Below are 20,244 nucleotides of genomic sequence, written 5' to 3'. Positions count from 1 at the left end.
TCGATCGATTGGCCGCGCCGAGCCAACCTCCTATAGAGTTTACCGATCGGGAAATTATCTGCGTAAGACATCATGCGGCCGCGTTAATTTTCCCGTTCGGGAAAATTAATCTCGACAGAGCACCCAATATGCTGATAATTTCCCGAGCGGGAAAATAACGATGGCAAAACGGGTCAAAACTCCATCTGATATCGGCGCCCTGGTCCGAAGCGCACGCAAGGAGCAAAACTTGCGGCAGGACGAACTCGCCGGCGTTGCTGGCGTCGGGCTCCGGTTCATTGTCGATCTCGAGGCCGGCAAGCCGACAGCGCAGATAGGAAAAGTGTTGCAGGTTCTGCAAACGCTCGGCTGTTCGGTCGATATTCTGGTTCCTGGTGAACGCAGACAATGATGAAAAGGGTTCTCAACGTCTGGTGGGATGGTCGAATTGTCGGGCAATTCTCCCAGGATCGGCACGGCGATATCGGTTTCGCCTACGCTGAAGCTTGGCTTGATGATGAAAGCACACTTCCGCTTTCAGCCTCCCTCCCGAAGCGCCCGCAGCGTTTTTCCCGTCGTGAATGCAGACCATTTTTTGGCGGCCTGCTGCCCGAAGAAAGCCAGCGCTTGGTTGCAGCGCAAGCATTGGGCGTCTCACCTGCAAATGATTTCGCGCTACTCGATCGCTTGGGCGGCGATGTTGCCGGCGCTCTTCAATTCTTGCCGGAAGATCAGGAACCCATAGAGACAGGACCGATTGCGGACCTGCAGCCGACGCCACTTGACGACGCAGGAATCGTTCGCGTGCTGGACGCACTTCCTTTGCGGCCGCTACTGGCCGGCGAGGAAGGCTTGAGACTATCGTTGGCGGGCGCGCAATCGAAAGTGCCAGTTGTTCTGGTTGACGGGCAGATCGCGCTTCCGCTTCCCGGCCAGGCGACCACACACATACTTAAGCCGCCGATCGCGCGCTTCCCAGGGACGACCGAAAACGAAGCCTTCGTTATGAAGCTCGGCGCCACGATCGGCCTAGACGTCGCCCCCGTCGAGCCGAGGTCTGCGGAAGGGCGCTCGTTTCTTCTGGTCGAAAGATATGACCGTGTCCGCGATGCCAGCGGCGTCGTGCGACGCATACACCAGGAAGATTTTTGCCAGGCGCTAAGCGTGCCTCCTGAAACGAAGTATGCCAGCGAAGGCGGACCGACATTCAAGGATTGCTTTGAGCTATTGCGGCGAGTATCGGCGCGGCCCGCTACAGATGTGTTGAAGCTGCTGGACGCCGCGATCTTTAACCTTATCGTCGGGAATGCCGACGCACACGGCAAGAATTTCTCATTCCTCTACGATGAGCAGGGACCTGGAATGGCTCCGTTGTACGACCTGCTTTCAACCGTTGCCTATCCAGACCTTTCACCAAAAATGGCCATGAGGATCGGAAAGCGTGCCACTCTCGCCGAGATGGACGCCGATGGTTGGCAGGCTTTTGCAAAGGAAGCCGGAGTTGGTTTCCGTTTGGTACGCCGCCGGATTACAGACTTGGTCGACTCCACCGCTGAAGCGGTAGCGAGAGTATTGGAAGACATCTCACACCTCCGCATCGATTCCGCTACGATAAATCACTTTGCGGACTTGATCGCGGGCCGCGCCAAACTCGTCAGGTTGTCGATTTAGCCGAACTGCGGAGTGCAATCCTAAAAGGCTTTGTTTCACCACCACCACCACCACGAATTCCGCGATCAGATTAGCTGCTTGTCACATCCAACGCTTCGGCAACGCATCCCCGCCCGGCATCTGCGCCGTCCGCACTGCCGGCCCAAGCGTTGATAAATCAGCCGCTATCTTCCACGTCGGGATCGGGCACAAAAATAGGCCACGGCTTTCCGGACGCCGGATCGGGATGCAGTGGCTCGTTTTCAGGTGTGTCGCTTTCGTCGCGGACCCGGTCGATTTCGCGAAGCACGCGCGGGGCGGAGTCGCGAAACTGCCGTCCCGCCGTCATCGGTAAGAGCTTTCGTCGAAGTTCAGGTCGAACGCACCCCGCGAGTGTTCGGAGGGCAGCGAAAGCCTCTAATCGGAGGCGCAGGGCCACCCCGCCGGTGTGTTCAGACCGGCTGGCAATTTGGTCGAGCTATCGCCGCAGGTCATGTCGACCTGCTCCTGTTCGAGCCCGGTCGCCTCGGAGAGGTTTACGCCCTCGATCCGCGTCAGGAACATGAACGCACCATCGAAGTCGATCGGTCCCGTGAAGCTCGAGTTGCTAAAGCTGGCGCGCGACAGATTGGCGTGAGAAAAGCGGGTTCCGGTCAATTCCGCCCTATCGAAATTCGCCCGTCCGAGTTCGGCTTTCTCGAAGCTCGTACCCGTCAGCCGGGCGCCGCTGAAATTGGCCCGCTGCAGTTCGGAGTTGACGAAGGATGCCTTCTCGGCGGCGATACCGGCGAAATTGCAGCGATAGGCTTCGATTTTCGAAAAGTTCGCCCCTTCGGCCAAGGCACCAGCCACCGATGAACGCACCAGTGTTGCCTTCTCCAGGTTGGCGCCAATCAGATTGGCGCCCCGCAGGTCGGTCAAGGTGAAATCCGTGTTGACCAGATTGGCACCTTGCAGATCGCTACCGCCAAGCATGAGCGCCTTCTTGTTGCAGTCGGTCCAATCAGCGCCGGGTGCGGCCGCGTCCTTGCAACTCGCGGCGTGGCCGACCGCCGGCGCCGCCAGGGCGACAAGGCAAGCCGTGATTGCCGGCGCCAGCAAATTTTTCACCGTGCGAGCCGTCCCGTTCAGCGTTTTCCGGCGCAGCGCCGTGGACTGGCGCATCGCGCCGCACCCGTGGTCGAGATCGGTTTTGAGGATAGTCATGGCGCCGCTCCGGGACCCGCGGGGTCGAATGGTTTGTATTTCAGATGGCATACACACCCTTTGGATGATCGGCATCCCCGGTTGTGCGTGCTTCGGCGGTAAACGTATGACGTTGTTGCCCTTTATGCAAATAACAGAATTGAAAACGCTTCGTTTCAGATAGCGGCTTCCAACAGCCAGTCGCGCAGTTTGGCGTGGGGGCTCCCCTCGACAATGGCTGCTGGTGCGAGCAGTTGGTAGACCGTTCCGTCCTCGATAAATCCCATCGGCGCGGCCAGAATGCCACTATCGACGTCGTCACGAACAAGCTGCCAAGGCCCGATCGCGACGCCGATGCCGGCGACAGCGGCCTGAAGGCTTATGTAGAAATGCTCGAAACTCTGTGAGCGCCGCCCGAGCGTGCGGCAATCGGCGAGCCTCGCCCAGGTTTCCCACGCGTCCGGGCGGCTACGCGAATGGAGGAGAACCGCATCGGCGCGCAGTTCCGGCAGGCTGCCCGCGTCAGGCCGGTCGAAAAAAGACGCAACCTTGTCGACACGGCAGACGGGGCCAGTGCGTTCGCGAAACAGCGGGGTCGCATGGACCGCGCCCGTCTGCAGGAAATCGTTTCGCCGGATAGCGAGATCGATGCCGCGCCCCAGGGTTACCGGACCGCCCCCGGCAACGAGATGTACCGGAACTTCCGGGTGCCGCCCTTGAAAATCCGGCAACCTCGGGATGAGCCAGCGCATCAGAAGCGTCGGCTCGCAGGAAACCACGAGGGCAGACACCCTCGCCTCTTCCCTGATCTCCCGGACGGCGGCCTCGACGAGAGCAAAGCCCTCGCGCACGGCAGTCGCGAGCTTGCGGCCGGCGTCCGTCAGGAAGACGCGCCGACTTCGCCTTTCAAACAGCGCCACGCCCAACTCGTCCTCCATGAGACGGACTGCCCGGCTGATCGCGCCATGGGTTAGATGCAATGCCTCCGCAGCGCGGCTGAAGCTTTCGAGCCTCGCCGCCGCCTCGAAGCAGCGAAGCGCTGCCATAGGCGGCAGGCGAACGACGTTAATCTGTGAGCTAGGCTCACCAATATCGTCAGAATTCATCGTTAGTCGCCGCACCGTTTGTCGCCTATTGCTTCTGCAACATCGACGGAACAAGCGAGAAATGCAATGACGGAACTGTTAGCCGTAGTCACCATAACGATCTTGGCTGTTATCAGCCCCGGCCCCGATTTCGCGATGGTCACGCGCAACAGTCTTTTGCTGTCCCGACGGGCCGGCGTTTTGACTGCGCTCGGGATCGGCGCAGGTGTCTGCGTCCATGTCGCCTACACCATCCTGGGTGTCGGGCTTCTAATCCGGCAATCGATCCTTCTCTTCAGCATCTTGAAGCTTGGCGGTGCCGCCTACCTGATCTGGCTCGGTTTCAAGATGTTGCGCGCCAAGCCTGCGGGCCCGCTGGAAAAGCTCGACGTTCCGGCGCTTGCCGATCTCGGCGCCCTGCGCACCGGGTTTTTCACCAATGCGCTTAATCCAAAAACGACGGTCTTTATCGTCAGCCTCTTCATGCAGGTCGTCGAGCCAACGACCCCGCTGCTTTTGCAAGTCGGCTATGGCGGCTTCATCGCAGCCGCCCATATCGTCTGGTTCGCCTTGGTGGCCTTGTTCTTTTCGTCCGGTGTCGTGCGTGTTCGCCTTCTTCGACTGCGGCATTGGATCGATCGCGTCTTCGGTGCCTTGTTGGTGGGTTTCGGCCTTCTCCTGGCAACGACGAGTGTCACCAGACCCTAGCTGCGGCGAACCTCTGACAGGCGCCTATCTCCTGTCATTATCGGCCACATGCCTTGCCTGGGACGCGGAAGCATGCAATATCCATACAATTATCAAGACCGGATATTGTAGCGATGAACGACGAACGCTTGCAGATTTCGTGGCGCCCCACCATTCGCAAGGCTGATGGACCTCTCTATCTCGCGATCGCGGATGCGATTGCCGCGGATATTGCCGATGGACGGCTTGCGGACGGGATGCGACTGCCGCCGCAGCGCGTGCTGGCAGACGCGCTGGGGATCGACTTCACCACCGTTAGCCGTGCTTACAACGAAGCGAGGCACCGTGGCCACGTGGTAGGCCGCGTCGGCCAGGGCACCTATGTTAAGGCACGGCGGGCCAATGTCGCCCGTCCGGCGACCGGTGGCATTGTCGACATGAGCATGAATCTGCCACCGTTGTTTGACGATCACGCGCTTTCTGCGCGGCTCTGGGATGACATGGCAGCACTTCAGGCTGCGCACGGGCTCGACCTCCTGATGCGCTACCAGGCGCCCGCCGGCACACTGCACAACAGAGCCGCCGGCGCCGCCTGGCTGAGACCGCGCCTCGGCGAGGTGCCAGTCGGGCGCATGCTGGTCTGCCCTGGCGCGCAAGGCGCGCTGCTTGCCGCGCTCAGCAGTTTGGCCAAGGCAGGCGACACCATATGCGCCGAGGCGATTGCCTACCCGGGTCTTCGGGCGCTCGCCGCCCATCTCGGCATCACGCTGCTGGGGGTCGCCATCGACGACAAAGGCCTTATTCCGGAAGCCTTTGAAGAGCTTTGCTCGACGCATACATTAAAGGCCCTCTACTGCAATCCGACGCTTCACAACCCGACGACCGTCACGCTCTCGCTGGAGCGCCGCAAAGCCATCGTCGCCGTCGCCAGACGACATGGCGTGGCGATCATTGAAGATGACGCTTATGGCGCCCTCCCGGTGACACCGCCGCCCGCGCTTGCTGCGCTGGCGCCGGATCTTGTCTATTATATCGGGGGCCTGGCAAAATGCCTCTCGCCGGCGCTCCGCATCGCTTATCTCGTCGTGCCGGATAGCCGCAGCTCGGTCCAGATCGAGGGCGTCATCCGGGCAACCGCCGGCCTGGCGTCGCCCCTCACAGCCGCTATCGCCACCCGCTGGATCGAGGATGGAACGGCAGATGCCGTCCTTGGCGCGATCCGCACCGAAACAGCCGCTCGGCAAAAGATAGCCGAAAACGTCCTTCCGAAAGACACGGCCGTCAGCGACCCTCATGCCTTTCATGTCTGGTTGCGCCTGCCGCGGCCCTGGACCCGCGGCGAGTTCAGCGGGCGGCTGCAGGCGGCGGGCATCGCGGTCGTTCCGAGTGACGCCTTTGCCGTCGGCCCGGCCCCGGAAGCCGTACGCCTGGGGCTGGGCGCGGCTGCCACACAAGAAGAATTGCGCCGCAGCCTGTTGACCATCGCTGACCTCCTCGGCCAATCCCCCGCCGCATCCAGCCTCGTGGTCTAAGGGAAACGGTGCTGCTGGCGGGCGAAATTGTCGCAGCAATGTATGCATACAATAATTTGACAATGTATGCTTTCGGGCGCTTAATCCTCCGGACCTGAGGCGGCGCCTAGGAATGGCTGGCCGCATACCAGGCAACATCGGCGAACATCAGGATGCGCCGGACGAGACGCCTGAAAGGAACGACAATGTCTTCGGATCACGAATGGCCACCCATCCCACCCATGCAGACCGGTCTGCGCGGCCGTTGCCCGCGCTGCGGACAAGGACACCTCTTCCAGGGGTTCCTGAAGATGCGCAAGGAGTGCGAAGTCTGCGGTCTCGACTATTCTTTCGCAGATCCAGCCGATGGCCCCGCCTTCTTCGTCATCTGTTTTGCCTGTGTGCCAAGCGTGCTTCTTGGCGTCTGGCTCGAGGTTCAGTATAGCGCGCCGCTCTGGGTGCATCTGCTGGTCACCGGCCCGTTCATGCTGCTGACATGTATTCCACCGCTTCGACCCTTGAAGGGATGGCTCGTCTCAAGCCAGTTCTTCTACAAGGCCGAGGAGGGCAAGGTCGTCAGGCGAAGTGCGGATCCGCCGGTTGCGACAACGCAGTAATGACCGCGCTTCACTGCGAGAACGTGGCTACCGGTCGCCGATAGTGCGGCGACCGTCTTCAGGTGGCGGCGCGCCTTGTCAGGCGGCAGATACCGTCCGCCCGCATCCGCCAGGAAGGCCGATCACCTGTTCGATACAGCGCGGCACTGGTCGAACAGAACCTTCTCCTTGGCATCCGCCTCCGGGCCAAGCCAAGTCAATGCCCCGAACTCGTCCCCAATCCGCCAACGGTAACTGCCTCCGTCACCGTGCGGAGACACATACATCTCCTCGGAGCGGTCGGTGAGGCGCCACATTCGGACGGTTTTGCCCGCAAGTTCCGCCAGCACGGACTCCTCACCGCTCTTCTTCTTCGCATAGGCAATGGTAACCGGACCTTGTTCGCAAGAATAAGCAATGACCGTTACTGCCGTGGTCGCCTTTGCTGCGAAAGATGAAGATGCATCCGAGAGCGACATGACTGCCGCGGCGATGAGGAATGCACATCGATTCATGCCGAAATCTCCGATGGGACCGTGCAGGCTGGATCGCCTTGCGGGCCTGTGTCCTAGGAGGAATTACAATCATTGGTTTCATTTCGTCAAGCAAGTCGCGACCATCAGGAGCGCGCCGGAGCGTCAGCGCAGCGGTTCCCTTCTAAGCAGCTTTTAGAGGCGTTGCGTGTGGGTCGCTGCAGCACTGATCGCGAACGGTCGGTCGCCTCCCAGAGTAGAAAAACCCCAAAAAAACTAATGGCGCCGCCAACCGTTGATCGTTGACGGCGCTCTTCACCGGAAGCCTCTCTTCTCAAAGGCCGGCACTAGGTAAAATAGAGAAACCAAACCGTCAATGTGTAGTGTATGAAGTTTTTACGAGGGATTGTTGTCAATAGTTCCTCGCCGTCAAAATATCATTCGGATTCATTACTATCTATAAGCGGTCATTTTTATTTTAGAAACACGTGATAGTGACTATTGTGCCACACTATATATCAAAGAAGTTCTCCGAAGATTCGAAACAAAATTGTTACAAAGCTGTCGTTTGGCGATGATAGCGGTGTCGCCGCTGCCCGCCGCGAGTCATCGTGGCCGGTTCATTTCGTCGCAGCGCGAGCGAGGTAGCCGATAATTCTCTGGGGGACACCAGGGTCGGGCCTTGTTGACCTTGAAAACCATTAGAGAGATCGTCCGTATGAATATCAAAAGTCTTCTTCTCGGCTCCGCTGCTGCCCTCGCAGCAGTCTCCGGCGCCCAGGCAGCTGACGCAATCGTCGCAGCCGAGCCGGAGCCCATGGAATATGTTCGCGTTTGCGACGCTTTCGGCACTGGCTACTTCTACATCCCGGGCACCGAAACCTGCCTCAAGATCGGCGGCTTCATCCGTTTCCAGACCTCGTTCGGTAGTGACGCTTCGACCAGCCGTTACAACCAGGCGAAGCATGACTTCCTCGGCAACGGCGGCCCGAACTATTCCACCTCGGACTGGGATGCCTTCTCGCGCGCTTACATCTCGTTCGACGCCAAGAGCGACACCGAGTATGGCACGCTCACCGGCTTCTTCGCTGCTGAGTTCAACGCCGACAACGACACCGATTCTGGCGATAGCGACTTCATCGACGTTGATGAAGCCTACATCCAGCTCGGCGGCCTGAAGGCCGGTTTCTTCTACAACTGGTGGGATAAGGGTATCAACGGCGAAACCGACACGCTCGGCAACGTCACCGAATTCAACTCGGTCGCCTACCTCTACGACGGCGGTTCGTTCCAGGCCGGTATCTCGGTCGACGAGCTCGAAGGCTGGTCCACCAAGGCAAACGGCATCGGCATCTCCGGTATCGTTTCGGCTTCAGTCGGCGGCGTTTCGTTCGACTTGCTCGGCGGCTACGACACCGAGTGGGAAGAAGGCGCAATCCGCGGCCTGCTCTCGGCAGACCTCGGACCGGGCACCTTCCAGCTTGCCGGCATCTGGGCTTCGAACCCGAACACCTACTGGAAGGCTTCCGAGTGGTCCGTTGCAGCGTCGTACGCCTTCAAGGCCACCGACAAGCTGAAGATCACCCCCGGTGTCCAGTACTGGGATAGCCTGCAGACCTCGTTCACCGATTTCGGTGACGACGACATGTGGCGCGCTGGCGTAACGCTCGACTACGCGATCACCGAAGGTCTGGCGACCCGCATCTCCGTTCAGTACGAAGACAAGGACAATGCCGACGAGCAGGTCAAGGGCTTCGTCCGTCTGCAGCGCAACTTCTAATCCGACCACCATCGGATGCAATGGCCCGCAACCTCTGCCGAGGTTGCGGGCTTTCTTATTGCCAGCGAAATACGTCAGCCGCCGAATCCGGCGCTGATCAATTGGCTGGGGTTGGCTCGCCCAGCGAAAGCATCAGACGGTTCGCCCAGTTGAAGAACGCGGCGCCGTGGATCACATCGGCGATTTCCAATTCATCAAGGCCGGCCGCAGCCAAGCGTGCGACATGCTCGTCGCCGAAGGCGGGCGGTGTCGCAGTCAGCGCGACGGAGGCGGCAACGATTGCATTCCATCGCTCGCCAAGGTCGGCACCGACACCCTCATCCAACAGCTTTTGCACATCGTCGCCTCGATTCGAATGATGAGACGCGAAGCGCGCGTGGACCGATGCGCAGAAGATGCAGCCATTTGAACGCGAGGCGGCCGTGGCCGCGAGTTCGCGCTCCGCGCGTGGCAAGCCCGTGCGGGTATTGTAGAAGATGTCCTTGTCCGTCTTCGTACGTGCCTCCAGTACCTCCGGATCGCGTACCAGCAGGCGAAAATAGGGAGACTTTGCGCGCGCCGCTTCGACAAGCCCGCGGAGGTGTCGATCGGTCAGATCGTCCTCCGCCAAGGGCTGGAGCCACGGCGTCCAGCCGATTTCGGCCTGGGTGAAGGTTACAGGAGGATTTTCTACGCCCGGTGTGATGGCAACTTCAGTCATTGTCGCGGTTCCTCTCGACGTCTTATGCGGCGGCACGTTTCGATGCGGCGGAAAGCAGGCTGAGCCCGGCGATCACCCGGATCTGGAACGCGACAAACGAGACGAGTTGCGACAGCGTGACGATGCCATCTGTCGTCCAGCCGGCGTCGAGCAGCGCCTGCAGCGCTTGCGGGCTGGCCTCGCGCGGGCGGAAGACGAGCAGATGGGCATGTTCCAGCGCCGCTGAGAGCTTTTCGCCGAGCACGTCGCGGTTTGTGTCCGAGACGCGATAAAGCAGACCCGCCTTGTTCTCGACGCTCAAGGGCCCCTCGGGGTAATCGCCGTAGGGACCCGTCGCCTGCCCTGACCCAATCTCCGCCTTCAATACCTCGACAAGCCAGCGATCCGTACCGCTTTCCTCCAGGGGATTGACGTAGAATTCATAGATATCCGGTTGACGGTGAAGTCCGGCGATGAAGCTCGCAATTGTCTGCCGCTCCGCCAGGGAGACGTCGCCGGGTGCCTTGGGTCGAAAAAGCGCGAGATAGCTTTGCTGCGCCTGTTCTCGCGTTTCCGGTCGTTGGGCGCGTATGCTGTCGAGGCTCGATCCCGGGGTGATGCCCGCGAGCAGATCGATGATGTCTGGTGACACTTGGGTCATGGCTTTGTCTCCTCTACTGGGTGAAATCGGCGCTCAGTCTCAACCGACGGCACCAAACCGGCGCGCGTGGAACTTCTCCTGCGGCGACCAGCCGAGCGCTGGCGCAACCTTGGTCGCGATCAATTCGATCGAACGAAGGATCAAAGGGTGCGGCGGATCGACGGAGTGAACCTGGAACACGAGGTCGGTGACGCGCTCCAGGGTCTCGTCGCGGCTGAGGCTTTCGATGACGTCGTCCACCGATCCGACATGGACGTCGAATGCGGCGATCAGATCGGCAAGGGAGTTGCCGGCAACCTTGTGGCCGGCGGCGATCAAGCGTTCTGCACCGCGGTTCAGCCCGATCTCCGCCAGGCGCAGCGCTTCAGCACGGCTATCGGCGACAAACAGGCTGCGGGACCCGAGGATGCGGGGCGCGCGACCGGAGGGAAGCGCATGCAGATAGGCGTCGATGATCGGGTTCTGTAGTTCCGCCAACGAGGCGTTCGGCTTGTCCTGCGGCCGCGGCTGCGTGCGCGACAGCATCAGACCGTCGCCAGCGCGACCGGCGCGCTCGCCGCCGGCGACCGAGAAGGTTGCCTGCCAGGTGCGATCGAGCAGTTGCGGCGCTGCGGGATAGAGACGATCCCCGCCGGCAAGCGCTCGGCCGGCCCAGGCATCAAGCACGGTTTGGAGATGCCGACCAAAGACCGCACCACGCTCGGCGCTTTCAAGGCCGAAGGCGGTGAAGGACGACGGCGTTCCGCCTGTGCCGAATCCGACCTCCAGGCGGCCCCCGGAAAGCAAATCGAAAACCGCTGCGTCTTCCGCCACCCGGATCGGGTTTTCGAGCGGCAGGGTGATGACGCCCGTGCCGAGGCGGATGCGCGTCGTTTCGGCTGCTACATGAGCGAGGAAAACAAGAGGCGCGGGCAGACCGCCTTCATCAGCATGGAAGTGATGCTGCGCCACCCAGGCGGTATCGAAGCCGAAGCGCTCGGCGGTCACGATCTGCTCCTTGGCGTAGTAATAGCGGGTGCCGGCGGGAACGTCGTCGAGCACACGTGTGAAAAAGCCAAGGCGCTTGCGTGGGGTGGTCTGTGTCATGGTCAGTCCTGTTCATAATTCCCGCCGCATCAGGCAGCGGCCCGGGGGCTTTGCCCGGGGATGGCGTTGATCAGCTCGCGGGTGTAGTCGCCGCTTGGATGTTCGAAGACGTCAGAAACCACCCCACCATCGACGAGGCGCCCATCTCTCAGGACGGAAACGGTGTCGGAGATCTGGCGCACCACGGCGAGGTCGTGGGACACGAAGAGGTAGGTCAGGCCGAGATCGCTCTGCAGTTCCTGGAGCAGGGCGAGAATGCGCGCCTGGACGCTCACATCCAGAGCGGATACCGCTTCGTCCAGCACCAGAACCTGAGGATCGAGCACAAGTGCCCTGGCGATCGCGACCCGCTGGCGCTGGCCACCGGACAGCGCGTGTGGTCGTCGCGAAAACGCGTCTTCGGGCAGCCCGACCCGGGAGAGTATCGCCCTCGCCTTCTCCTCGCGATCGCTGCGCTTGAGTCGGCTGAAATTGAGCAGGGGCTCTGCCACGATTTGCAGGATGCTTTGGCGTGGGTCGAGCGATCCGTAGGGGTTCTGGTAGACGAACTGGATCTTGCGCCGGAACTGCCGGAGATCCTCCCCGACAAGACGGGAGAGATCTGTTCCGTCGATTTCGATCCGCCCAGCGGTCGGTTTGTCGAAGCCAACGATACTTCTGATGGTCGTCGTCTTTCCCGAACCGGACTCACCAACGATCGCGTGGGTCGACCCGCGACGGACACGAAAGCTCAGATCGTCGACCGCGCGAAACCGGCTTTTGCCCTCGCCCGCAAATTCGCGAACAAGACCGTCGACGACGACAATATCGTCGTGAACCCCTGATGCTGCCCAACTGGCCCCCGGCCTGGACACGGGGCTTGCGAAAGACGGTGCAGCCGCAAGCAGTTGTCGTGTGTAAGGGCTGCGCGGGGCGGCGAGAACGACGCTGGCTGCGCCTTGTTCCTGAATTCGCCCGTCCTTAAGAACGACTATGCGATCAGCGCGGTCGGCGGCGACGCTGAGATCGTGGGTCACGAGAAGTACGGCAGTGCCGTACTCGACTCGCAGTTCATCGATCAGATCGAGAATGCGTTTCTGCACCGTGACGTCGAGCGCACTCGTCGGCTCATCGGCGATGATCAACTGCGGTTTCAGGGCAATGGCGATCGCGATCAGCACGCGCTGGCGCATGCCACCCGACAGTTCGTGTGGATATTGCCGCGCCCGCAATGCCGGCTCGCTCAGGCCCACACGGGCAAGCAGGGAAATGACGCGATCGTCGATCTCGTCAGGGCGCAGCGCACCGTGGATCCGGAAGATCTCGCCCACCTGCGCGCCGATGGTCTTGACCGGGTTAAGAGAGTTTCCCGGATCCTGCGGCACCAGGCTGATCCTGGCGCCACGTACCGTTTCCAGTTGCCGATCGGTCCATCGGGCAATGTCGGTTCCGTTGAGCTTGATGCCACCGCGTTCGACGCGACCATTCTGAGCGAGCAGACCGATGATCGACTGCGCCGTGGTGGTCTTGCCGGAGCCGGATTCGCCAACAAGGGCAACGACTTCGCCAGGATTGATGCTGAAGGAAACATCGTGGACGGCGCGTCGTTCCGCAGTTCCATCACCATAGGCGATGCATAGTGCCTCGACTTCGAGAACGGGCGACACCTGCTGAGGGAACACGGTCATGCTGCGGCCTTTCCGAAAGATTGGCTGACCCGATTGGCGGCCAATACGACCAGAACGACCACGACGCCGGGCGCTGTCGTCAGCCACCAGGCCGTCGAGATGTAGTTGCGGCCTTCTGCGATCAGCAGGCCCCATTCGGGCGTCGGCGGTGGCGCGCCATAGCCGAGAAATCCGAGTGTCGAGATTTGCAGGACCGCCGAGCCGAACTGCAGCGATGCGAAGGCGAGAACTGAAGTGAGCGAGTTCGGCAGGATGTGCCGCCAAAGCACCGATGCAAACGTGCCGCCGCTGCCGAAGGCCGCCTCGACATAGTCACTGCGGCGTACACGCACGACTTCGGCCCGGGCCAGTCTGGCGAAGCCCGCGACCGAGGTGACGCCGACGGCAATAGCCGCATTCACCGTGCCGAAGCCGAGCAGGATGATGATGCTGAGCGAAAGCAGCAATGGCGGGATCGACAGGAAAACATCGACAAGCCGCATGATCGCGTCATCAAAGCGACGCCGGACGGAGCCGGCGACCACGCCGAGCCCGGTGCCCACGATAAGACCGAGGCCAACGGCGACAAAGGCACCCGTCAGCGAATGCACGGCACCATGGACGATGCGCGCGTAGAGGTCGCGTCCGAGAGCATCGGTCCCGAGCAGATGTTCTGCGCTGGGGCGCTTCAACTGCGCGCCACCCACGCCCTCGAGCGGGTTGTAGCCTGTGAAGAGCGAGGGGGCGACTGCCCAGAGGAAAACCGTCGCCAGGATGAACCAGGACAAGGCCAGTCCCGGAGGCACGCGGCGTAACGTCGAGGCCACGCGAGAGCGCCGTCCTTGGGTCTGCCGCATTGCATCCGCAGCGATGTCGTCGTGAAGCGTATCGAAGGTGGTCATGCGGCAACTCCGACTTTTGTCCTGAGGCGCGGATCGAGCACAGGATAGAGCAGGTCCACGACAAGATTGATGATCACGAATGCGAGCGCTGAGAGCACGACGATGGCCTGGAGGACGGCGGCATCCTGGCTGCCGACGGCCCGTTCGGTAAGGCCGCCGATGCCGTTGAGCCCGAAGACGGTTTCCGTCACCACGGCCCCGGCGATCAGTTCACCGAAGAGCACGCCCGCAATGGTCAGTGTCGGGAGGAGCGCATTCTTCGCCACATGCCGCCAGAGAATCCAGTGACGGTTCGCGCCTTTGGCACGGGCGACGCCGACGAAGGGCCGCGTCATCACGTCGTCGATGTTGCGCACAAGCACCTGGGCGAGCGGTGCAGAAATCGGCACCGCGAGCGTGAAGACGGGCAGGATCAGTTCCTGCCAGGGGCCGGGATTGATGACCGGAACGAGCTTCAGGCGGAAGGAAAAGATCTGGATCAACATGATCCCAAGCCAAAAGGTGGGGATCGAGATGAAGAGCGAAGGAACGGATTGCAGCACTCCGCGCAGCCAGGTGAACGGCGTCAGACTTGAGAGGAAGGCGATGAGGATCGCCAGCACGGAGGCAAGGAGGAAGCCAAGCGTGGCGAGTTTCAACGTTGCCGGCAGATGGGCTGCGAGCAAGCTGCTGACCGGAACGCCCGCCTGAACGGAGTAGCCGAAGTCGCCGGTCAGGAATTTGCCGATCGTCTGCACGTACTGAACGAGAACCGGGCTGTCGGCGGCATAGGACGCCCGGATTTCGGCGACCTGTTGCGCGGTCAGTCCAAGATCGGGGTTCTGGAACTTGATGAGGATCGCATCGCCGGGCATCGCCTGCAGCAGCACGAAGGAGATCGTGAATGCGGCCCACAGGACGAAGAGCGCCTGTCCGACGCGATTGAGCAAATAGGCGGACATGATCCAATCCTCTGCACGCGAATTTCGGGGAGTGGCGGCCACCGCGAACGCGGTGGCCGCATGTCAATCAATGCTCGGCGAGCCAGGTGCTGTAGAAGCTCGGACGACCGACTGCCTCGAAGGCGACGCCCTGGACGTAAGGGGCGCCGGCGTAGGCCTGTGGTTCCTCGAAGATCGGGATCGCATAGGCCTGGTCCACGACGTAATCCTGGATCTCGCCGGCGATCGCGAGGCGCTTTGCACGGTCCGGCTCGGAGGCCAGGGAGTCGAGCAGGCCGTTCAGCTTATCGTCGACGAAGCTCTGGACCTTGTCGCTGAGGCCACCCTTCTGGCGCAGCACGTCGCGGTTCTTCGGGTAGTACTGGCTCTTGATCACGTCGGGGTCGGCGCGACCAACCATCGCCGGTGAAACGGGCGTCTTCAGCGGATCGAGATCGTCGACCGTCCTGCTGCCACTATCGCCGGCAAGAACGTTAAGCTTCACGCCAACCTTGCCCCATTGCTGGGCGACCAGTTGCAGCGTCTCCTTGTTCTGCGGTTGCGGCAGAGATTCGTAAGCGGTCAGCACAAGTTCCTTGCCGTCCTTCTGGCGCAGGCCGTTGGATCCGACCGACCAGCCGGCCTCGTCGAGCAGCGCCTTGGCTTTCTGCGGATCAAAAGCGAGCTTTGCCGAGATATCCTTGTAGCCGAGCGCAGAGGACGCGATGATAGAGGTCGCCTGCGGATAGTTTGCCGAGAACAGCGTCGTGACAATTTCCTTGGCATCGGTCGCGTGCAGCAGCGCCTGGCGCACCTTGATGTCGGCCACGAGCGGATTGTCCGGCCGGAAAACGACGCTGTTGTTCACGCCGCGTGTCGATGGTGCGTAGATCTGATAGTCCTGCGCCTCGACCTGGCTCTCGTCATAGGCTTGGACCTGGCGGATAAAATCCGCCTGGCCCGCAAGCAGCGCACCGATGCGCACGCTGTCTTCGCCGGTGATGATATAGGTGATGCCATCGAGATAGGCGCGGCCCTGGTGCTCGAGCTTCGCGGGACCCCAAACATACTCTTCGCGCGCCTTGAGGTTCAGCTCCTTGCCAATCGTCTCGCTCTCGACCACGAAGGGACCGGAGCCGATGATCTTGGTCGCATCGCCAAGCTCTTCGAAGGGAAGCGCGAGTGTGCTGGCGGCGACAAGCCCGGAGCCAATAACGGATGTTCCCTGCAGGAAGCCCGGCGAAGGTCGCTTGAAATAGAATTTGACGGTCAGCGGGTCGACGACTTCGCTGCGCTCATAGTTGTTGATGACTTCGGAAACGGGGTGCTTCAGTGCTTTGTTGCCAAGACCGAACACATCGTAATTCTTGGCGACGGCCGCCGCGTCGAGTGGCGTGCCGTCGGAAAAAGTGACGCCCGGGCGGATCTTGAACGTGTATTCGGTCGCATCAGCATTGACCGTCCAGGATTCGGCGATCCACGGTTCGATCTCAAGCGTCTTGGGGTTCTGATAGGTCAGCTTGTCGGTGATCTGATTGAGGATACCGCCGTTCGGATAAAAGCCGCCTGCCGGGGGATAGAGATTGGTATGGGCTTGCTGCTCCAGATAGATCAGCGTCCCGCCTTTTACCGGCTCCGTGCCTTCGGCGTGGGCACCCACGTGGGTCAGGCCGGTCGCCGCGAGCGTCGCGAGGGTGAGCGCAAGCCGTTTCAGTTTCGTCGTCATGAGAGCCTTCCTTCGAAAATCCGAAGGCTATGGTACGACTGCCAGCGCCATTATCAATTAAATCTAGTAAATTAATATGCTATATGTTTCGACGGATGGGAAAGAAGCATCTCGCTCGCAGGCAAGGCTGAGATAATTGTCCCCGGCGTGCAAATTCACGTCGATCTCGACATGCACCGAGCATCTCGTCTTTGTGGAAAAGCCGCCCTGTGCCCACCCGCCACACACGCGACATGGACACGTGCTTGATTGCGGCCGGCATTGACAAGCCTGTCATTATCCGTTGAAAAAACTCGGCAATTCCTTTGAACCTCCCAGGGATCGAAAAGCATCATGGAAAGCAACAAAGTCCTCGTCGTCGGCGGTGCCGGCTATATCGGCTCGCACACGTGCCTCGAACTTGCCAACAAGGGGTTCGAACCCGTCGTCTATGACAACCTGTCGAACGGTCACGAGGAATTCGTGAAATGGGGCGTGCTCGAAAAAGGCGATATCCGTGACCGCCAGCGGCTCGACGAGGTGCTCGCCCGCCACAAGCCGCGCGCCATCCTGCATTTTGCCGCGATGATCGAGGTCGGTGAATCAGTCAAGGATCCGGTCTCCTTCTACGACAACAACGTCATCGGCACCCTCACCCTGCTTTCGGCCGCGCTCGCCGCCGGTGTCGAGGCCTTCGTCTTCTCATCGACCTGCGCCACCTACGGCCTGCCGGAAAGCGTGCCGATCGACGAGCAGCACCGCCAGGCGCCGATCAACCCCTACGGCCGGACAAAATGGGTGTGCGAGCAGGCACTGAAGGACTATGGCCAGTACAAGGGTCTTCGTTCGGTGATCCTTCGCTACTTCAACGCCGCGGGCGCCGATCCGGAAGGCCGCATCGGCGAGTGGCACGAGCCCGAAACGCACGCGATCCCGCTTGCGATCGACGCTGCCCTTGGCCGCCGGCAAAGCTTCAAGATCTTCGGCACGGACTACGACACGCGCGACGGCACCTGCGTGCGCGACTATATCCACGTGCTTGATCTGGCCGACGCGCATGTGCGCGCCGTCGAATACCTGCTGGCCGGCGGCGACAGCGTCGAGCTCAATCTCGGCACGGGTACGGGCACGACCGTCAAGGAGCTTTTGACGGCGATCGCCGATGTCTCCGGCCGCGAGTTCAATATCGACCGGGTCGAGCGTCGCGAGGGCGATTCCACGACGCTCGTCGCCAACAACGACAAGGCACGCGACATTCTCGGCTGGGTCCCGCAATACGATCTGTCGGATATCACCCGCACCGCCTGGAACTGGCATTCGCGCCGCAACCAGGGCGCCTGATGAATTGCTGAACCGGTGCGGCGTTTCAGGCGCCGCACCGAAAGGACTTACGCCGCCTGCCGCAACGGCCTCGGTACGATCCGCGAGCGCAAACGTCGCGTCAGCGGCTTTTCGAGAAGCAGATAGGCGGCGACGCCCAATGCAGTTCCCGATACGACGGCGAGGAACGCCGATAGAGCGAGGTCGACACCCGCCCTGGCACAGATCTTCACCACAACCGATATGGCGAAGGTGTGCCAGAGATAGATGGAATAGGACGCATCGCCGAGAAGCATCGGCAATCCACGCGGGCGAAACCAGCCACGACTTTCGAGCGCCAAGGTGCCGACGACAAGCATGACGGCCAAGGGCCCAAGCACGAACTCGTCGAAGGGCAACCGAAACACGGCTAGCGCCGAAAAACCTGAGATCGCGATTGCAACGAGCGCCATGCCGGCATTGCTTCCCGGTACCCTGTCCCGTAGCCACAGTTCGGCTATGATCATACCGGCCACGAATTCGAGGATGATCGGCCGCGTATAGGTGGCCAGCAGCGCATTGTCGCTGTCGATGGCAAAACCCAAGCCGACCAGCAGCAGGAAGCATGCGGTGATCGCCAGCAATCGACGCGACCGCGGCAGCAAGAGGGTCAAGGCGAAGACGGCGTAGAAGAACATCTCGTAGTTCAGCGTCCAGCCTTGGACGAGCACCGGCCACACCTCGCCGGTGCTTGGAGAGGCCATTGGGACAAACAAAAGCGACGCCACCACGTGGGTGGGGCTAAGAACGAGATTGGGGAAAAGCCCGGCAAGGCCGCCAAGAACCATGACGGCTGTCGCCAGCCAATAGACCGGCGCGATCCTTTGAACGCGGTCACGCAGGAAAGAGATCGGCGACATTGGCTTGCGCTCGCTGATCACCCACATGATGAAACCGCTGATGACAAAGAAGATGTCGACGCCGGCAGCGCCGATCGCGAAATGATGCCCGGTGCGCTCGGCCGCATGAAAGACGACAACGCCGAGCGCTGCAACGGCACGCAGGTACTGGATCCCGTAGATTGTGGTCATCGCGCCCCCGTTGGTCCGGCTCATCAGTACCTCAGCTGCGGCATACCCTGCGGCACGACCCGCGCTCTGCGGACCTCAGCCGAGCGCGCTTCCGGCCGGGGTTGCTGCAAGGTCAGTTTGCCGGCGGCGAAATAGAGCAGGAACGACCCGACGTGGTAGGGGTTCATGATGTCGATCTCGACGAAAGAGCGCACCAGCAGCAACATCGCGATACCGAAGAGCACCGAGGACTGGGTATCGTGGTCCTCCGTCAAGAGGCGCTTGATATGGCCGAGAACGGTCGTCAGCAGAATGCCCGATAGCAGGACAAGCCCGATTGCACCTGTTTCCACGATCGCCTCGATGAAGGTGTTGTGGAAATGGAAGCCCGAGCGCGTCGAGATGAAGAATTCTTCCCAGAGGCGTTCGGCCTCAGAGAAGCCCTGAACCCAATAGGCCTGGTAGCCGACGCCGACCACCGGCGATGCCATGGCAGCTTCGATGCCCTGCTGCCACAGATAGGTGCGCCCGGTCAGCGTCGCATCCTTGCCGAAGAGACCAAGCACCAGATCGACGCCGCCGCCATAGATGCCCGCGACAGCAACCAACGCCCCACAGATGACAGCTGCAAGAAACAGACCCTTGCGGTGGCCGGGCGAGAGCAGGCCGACGACGCGCATGCCAAGCCAGAGCCCGATGATCACGGCGCTGGTCAAGACGGACGTGGCCGATTGCGAAGCGAGCAGCGAATAGGCCGCAAGCAGCCCGAGCGCGCCGGATGCCAGCAGCCACAAGCGTCGCTCCCCAAGAGCGACAGGCGCAATGAAGGCGAAGTAGATGCCGAGCGAGGCGTAGAAACCCAGTTGGTTCTTCGAGGCGAAGGCGCCGACGAAGCTGTATGTGCCGTCGAGCGGATCGAGATGGTAGACACCAAAGAGCAGGGAATAGACGAGCACGATCCCGATGCCCGCGATCGCGCCGCGCGTCAGCGTTCTGATATCGATGAGCCTCATGGCGATCAGGGCGCAAACGACATGCGACAGATATTGGATCCCGGTGCGGGCCGTCATCGAGGGTGCCTCCGACCAGAAGACCGACATACAGGCAAAGACGGCAAAGCCGAGGATCCACAGACGCCTGCCGTAGTTGCCGAGCACGCGACGGTAATCGACAAGCACCAGCGGCAGCCACAGTCCGTAGTAAAGCAGGATCGACGCCTGCCCGAAGCGAGACGAATAGGCGAAGACGAAGAACGACAGCGCAATCGCAACGGTGCCATAGGCACCATTGCGATCAGGCGATATCAAGCTCGACTTCGCAATTCTCACGG

20 protein-coding genes are annotated in these 20,244 nt (G+C 61.2%); 7 read left to right on the top strand and 13 right to left on the bottom strand.

From position 1 onward, the window contains the following. Positions 1-160: 160 nt before the first annotated feature. The gene (locus tag ACN9MO_RS21165; RefSeq protein ID WP_057249517.1) at positions 161-391 is read left to right on the top strand and encodes a helix-turn-helix transcriptional regulator; all 231 of its coding nucleotides are present in this window, start codon (positions 161-163) and stop codon (positions 389-391) included. Beyond that, positions 388-1,650, top strand: a complete 1,263-nt coding sequence (locus ACN9MO_RS21160; protein ID WP_112994947.1) for a type II toxin-antitoxin system HipA family toxin — start codon at positions 388-390, stop codon at positions 1,648-1,650. Before ACN9MO_RS21165 ends, ACN9MO_RS21160 begins: the two co-directional genes overlap by 4 nt. Before the next feature lie 157 nt (positions 1,651-1,807). Here the strand turns inward: ACN9MO_RS21160 and ACN9MO_RS21155 are convergent, their stop codons facing one another. The 3 genes from ACN9MO_RS21155 to ACN9MO_RS21145 all read right to left on the bottom strand — a co-directional run bounded on the left by ACN9MO_RS21155 (position 1,808) and on the right by ACN9MO_RS21145 (position 3,920). Beyond that, positions 1,808-2,068: a hypothetical protein gene (locus ACN9MO_RS21155; RefSeq protein WP_425987633.1), complete on the bottom strand. Its 261-nt coding sequence runs from the start codon at positions 2,066-2,068 to the stop codon at positions 1,808-1,810. Further along, complete coding sequence (locus ACN9MO_RS21150) at positions 2,047-2,793, bottom strand: pentapeptide repeat-containing protein (protein WP_082615791.1); 747 nt, start codon at positions 2,791-2,793, stop codon at positions 2,047-2,049. The genes ACN9MO_RS21155 and ACN9MO_RS21150 overlap by 22 nt, the downstream gene beginning before the upstream one ends. Before the next feature lie 197 nt (positions 2,794-2,990). Further along, the gene (locus ACN9MO_RS21145) at positions 2,991-3,920 is read right to left on the bottom strand and encodes a LysR family transcriptional regulator (protein WP_113737163.1); all 930 of its coding nucleotides are present in this window, start codon (positions 3,918-3,920) and stop codon (positions 2,991-2,993) included. Between the two features lie 66 nt (positions 3,921-3,986). On the opposite strand from ACN9MO_RS21145, the gene ACN9MO_RS21140 reads away from it, so the two are divergent. From ACN9MO_RS21140 to ACN9MO_RS21130, 3 genes are all read left to right on the top strand, one after another. After that, on the top strand, positions 3,987-4,607 hold the full coding sequence (locus ACN9MO_RS21140) for a LysE family transporter (RefSeq protein WP_113737162.1): 621 nt from the start codon (positions 3,987-3,989) through the stop codon (positions 4,605-4,607). Positions 4,608-4,720: 113 nt separating this feature from the next. Next, positions 4,721-6,118 (top strand): PLP-dependent aminotransferase family protein, encoded by a 1,398-nt coding sequence (locus ACN9MO_RS21135; RefSeq protein WP_113737161.1) that lies wholly within the window; start codon positions 4,721-4,723, stop codon positions 6,116-6,118. Positions 6,119-6,303: 185 nt separating this feature from the next. Beyond that, positions 6,304-6,714: a DUF983 domain-containing protein gene (locus ACN9MO_RS21130; RefSeq protein WP_057249508.1), complete on the top strand. Its 411-nt coding sequence runs from the start codon at positions 6,304-6,306 to the stop codon at positions 6,712-6,714. 122 nt (positions 6,715-6,836) lie between these two features. Here ACN9MO_RS21130 and ACN9MO_RS21125 read toward each other — a convergent pair whose 3' ends face one another. After that, complete coding sequence (locus tag ACN9MO_RS21125) at positions 6,837-7,172, bottom strand: hypothetical protein (protein WP_425987628.1); 336 nt, start codon at positions 7,170-7,172, stop codon at positions 6,837-6,839. Between the two features lie 712 nt (positions 7,173-7,884). Here ACN9MO_RS21125 and ACN9MO_RS21120 point away from each other — a divergent pair. After that, entirely contained in the window at positions 7,885-8,946 is a 1,062-nt protein-coding gene (locus ACN9MO_RS21120) for a porin (protein ID WP_112994951.1), read from the top strand. 97 nt (positions 8,947-9,043) lie between these two features. On the opposite strand, the gene ACN9MO_RS21115 is transcribed toward ACN9MO_RS21120, so the two are convergent. The 7 genes from ACN9MO_RS21115 to ACN9MO_RS21085 all read right to left on the bottom strand — a co-directional run bounded on the left by ACN9MO_RS21115 (position 9,044) and on the right by ACN9MO_RS21085 (position 16,566). Then, a complete protein-coding gene (locus ACN9MO_RS21115) occupies positions 9,044-9,646 on the bottom strand; it encodes an alkylhydroperoxidase domain protein (protein ID WP_112994952.1) in 603 nt (200 codons plus the stop codon). A 22-nt stretch (positions 9,647-9,668) separates the two neighbouring features. Further along, entirely contained in the window at positions 9,669-10,286 is a 618-nt protein-coding gene (locus ACN9MO_RS21110; RefSeq protein WP_057249502.1) for a CMD domain protein, read from the bottom strand. Positions 10,287-10,325: 39 nt separating this feature from the next. Next, positions 10,326-11,372, bottom strand: coding sequence for a putative FMN-dependent luciferase-like monooxygenase (locus tag ACN9MO_RS21105; RefSeq protein ID WP_112994953.1), 1,047 nt, complete (start codon positions 11,370-11,372; stop codon positions 10,326-10,328). Positions 11,373-11,401: 29 nt separating this feature from the next. After that, positions 11,402-13,039: an ABC transporter ATP-binding protein gene (locus tag ACN9MO_RS21100; RefSeq protein WP_113737160.1), complete on the bottom strand. Its 1,638-nt coding sequence runs from the start codon at positions 13,037-13,039 to the stop codon at positions 11,402-11,404. After that, positions 13,036-13,920, bottom strand: a complete 885-nt coding sequence (locus tag ACN9MO_RS21095; RefSeq protein ID WP_113737159.1) for an ABC transporter permease — start codon at positions 13,918-13,920, stop codon at positions 13,036-13,038. The genes ACN9MO_RS21100 and ACN9MO_RS21095 overlap by 4 nt, the downstream gene beginning before the upstream one ends. Continuing rightward, positions 13,917-14,861 (bottom strand): ABC transporter permease, encoded by a 945-nt coding sequence (locus ACN9MO_RS21090; RefSeq protein ID WP_113737158.1) that lies wholly within the window; start codon positions 14,859-14,861, stop codon positions 13,917-13,919. Before ACN9MO_RS21090 ends, ACN9MO_RS21095 begins: the two co-directional genes overlap by 4 nt. Positions 14,862-14,928: 67 nt before the next feature. Then, complete coding sequence (locus tag ACN9MO_RS21085) at positions 14,929-16,566, bottom strand: TIGR04028 family ABC transporter substrate-binding protein (protein ID WP_113737157.1); 1,638 nt, start codon at positions 16,564-16,566, stop codon at positions 14,929-14,931. A 333-nt stretch (positions 16,567-16,899) separates the two neighbouring features. Here ACN9MO_RS21085 and galE point away from each other — a divergent pair, with 333 nt between their 5' ends. Continuing rightward, positions 16,900-17,886: a UDP-glucose 4-epimerase GalE gene (gene galE / locus ACN9MO_RS21080; RefSeq protein WP_057249491.1), complete on the top strand. Its 987-nt coding sequence runs from the start codon at positions 16,900-16,902 to the stop codon at positions 17,884-17,886. Positions 17,887-17,933: 47 nt separating this feature from the next. Here the strand turns inward: galE and ACN9MO_RS21075 are convergent, their stop codons facing one another. Then, positions 17,934-18,935 (bottom strand): acyltransferase family protein, encoded by a 1,002-nt coding sequence (locus ACN9MO_RS21075; RefSeq protein WP_113737209.1) that lies wholly within the window; start codon positions 18,933-18,935, stop codon positions 17,934-17,936. Between the two features lie 23 nt (positions 18,936-18,958). Continuing rightward, positions 18,959-20,242, bottom strand: coding sequence for an O-antigen ligase family protein (locus ACN9MO_RS21070; RefSeq protein WP_113737156.1), 1,284 nt, complete (start codon positions 20,240-20,242; stop codon positions 18,959-18,961). Between the last annotated feature and the right edge of the window lie 2 nt (positions 20,243-20,244).

Source organism: Ensifer sp. R-19 (assembly GCF_049905105.1).
Classification (GTDB): Bacteria; Pseudomonadota; Alphaproteobacteria; order Rhizobiales; family Rhizobiaceae; genus Ensifer.
The sequence above is the reverse complement of the archived record's forward strand: the minus strand, read 5'-3'. Positions and strand labels throughout refer to the sequence as shown.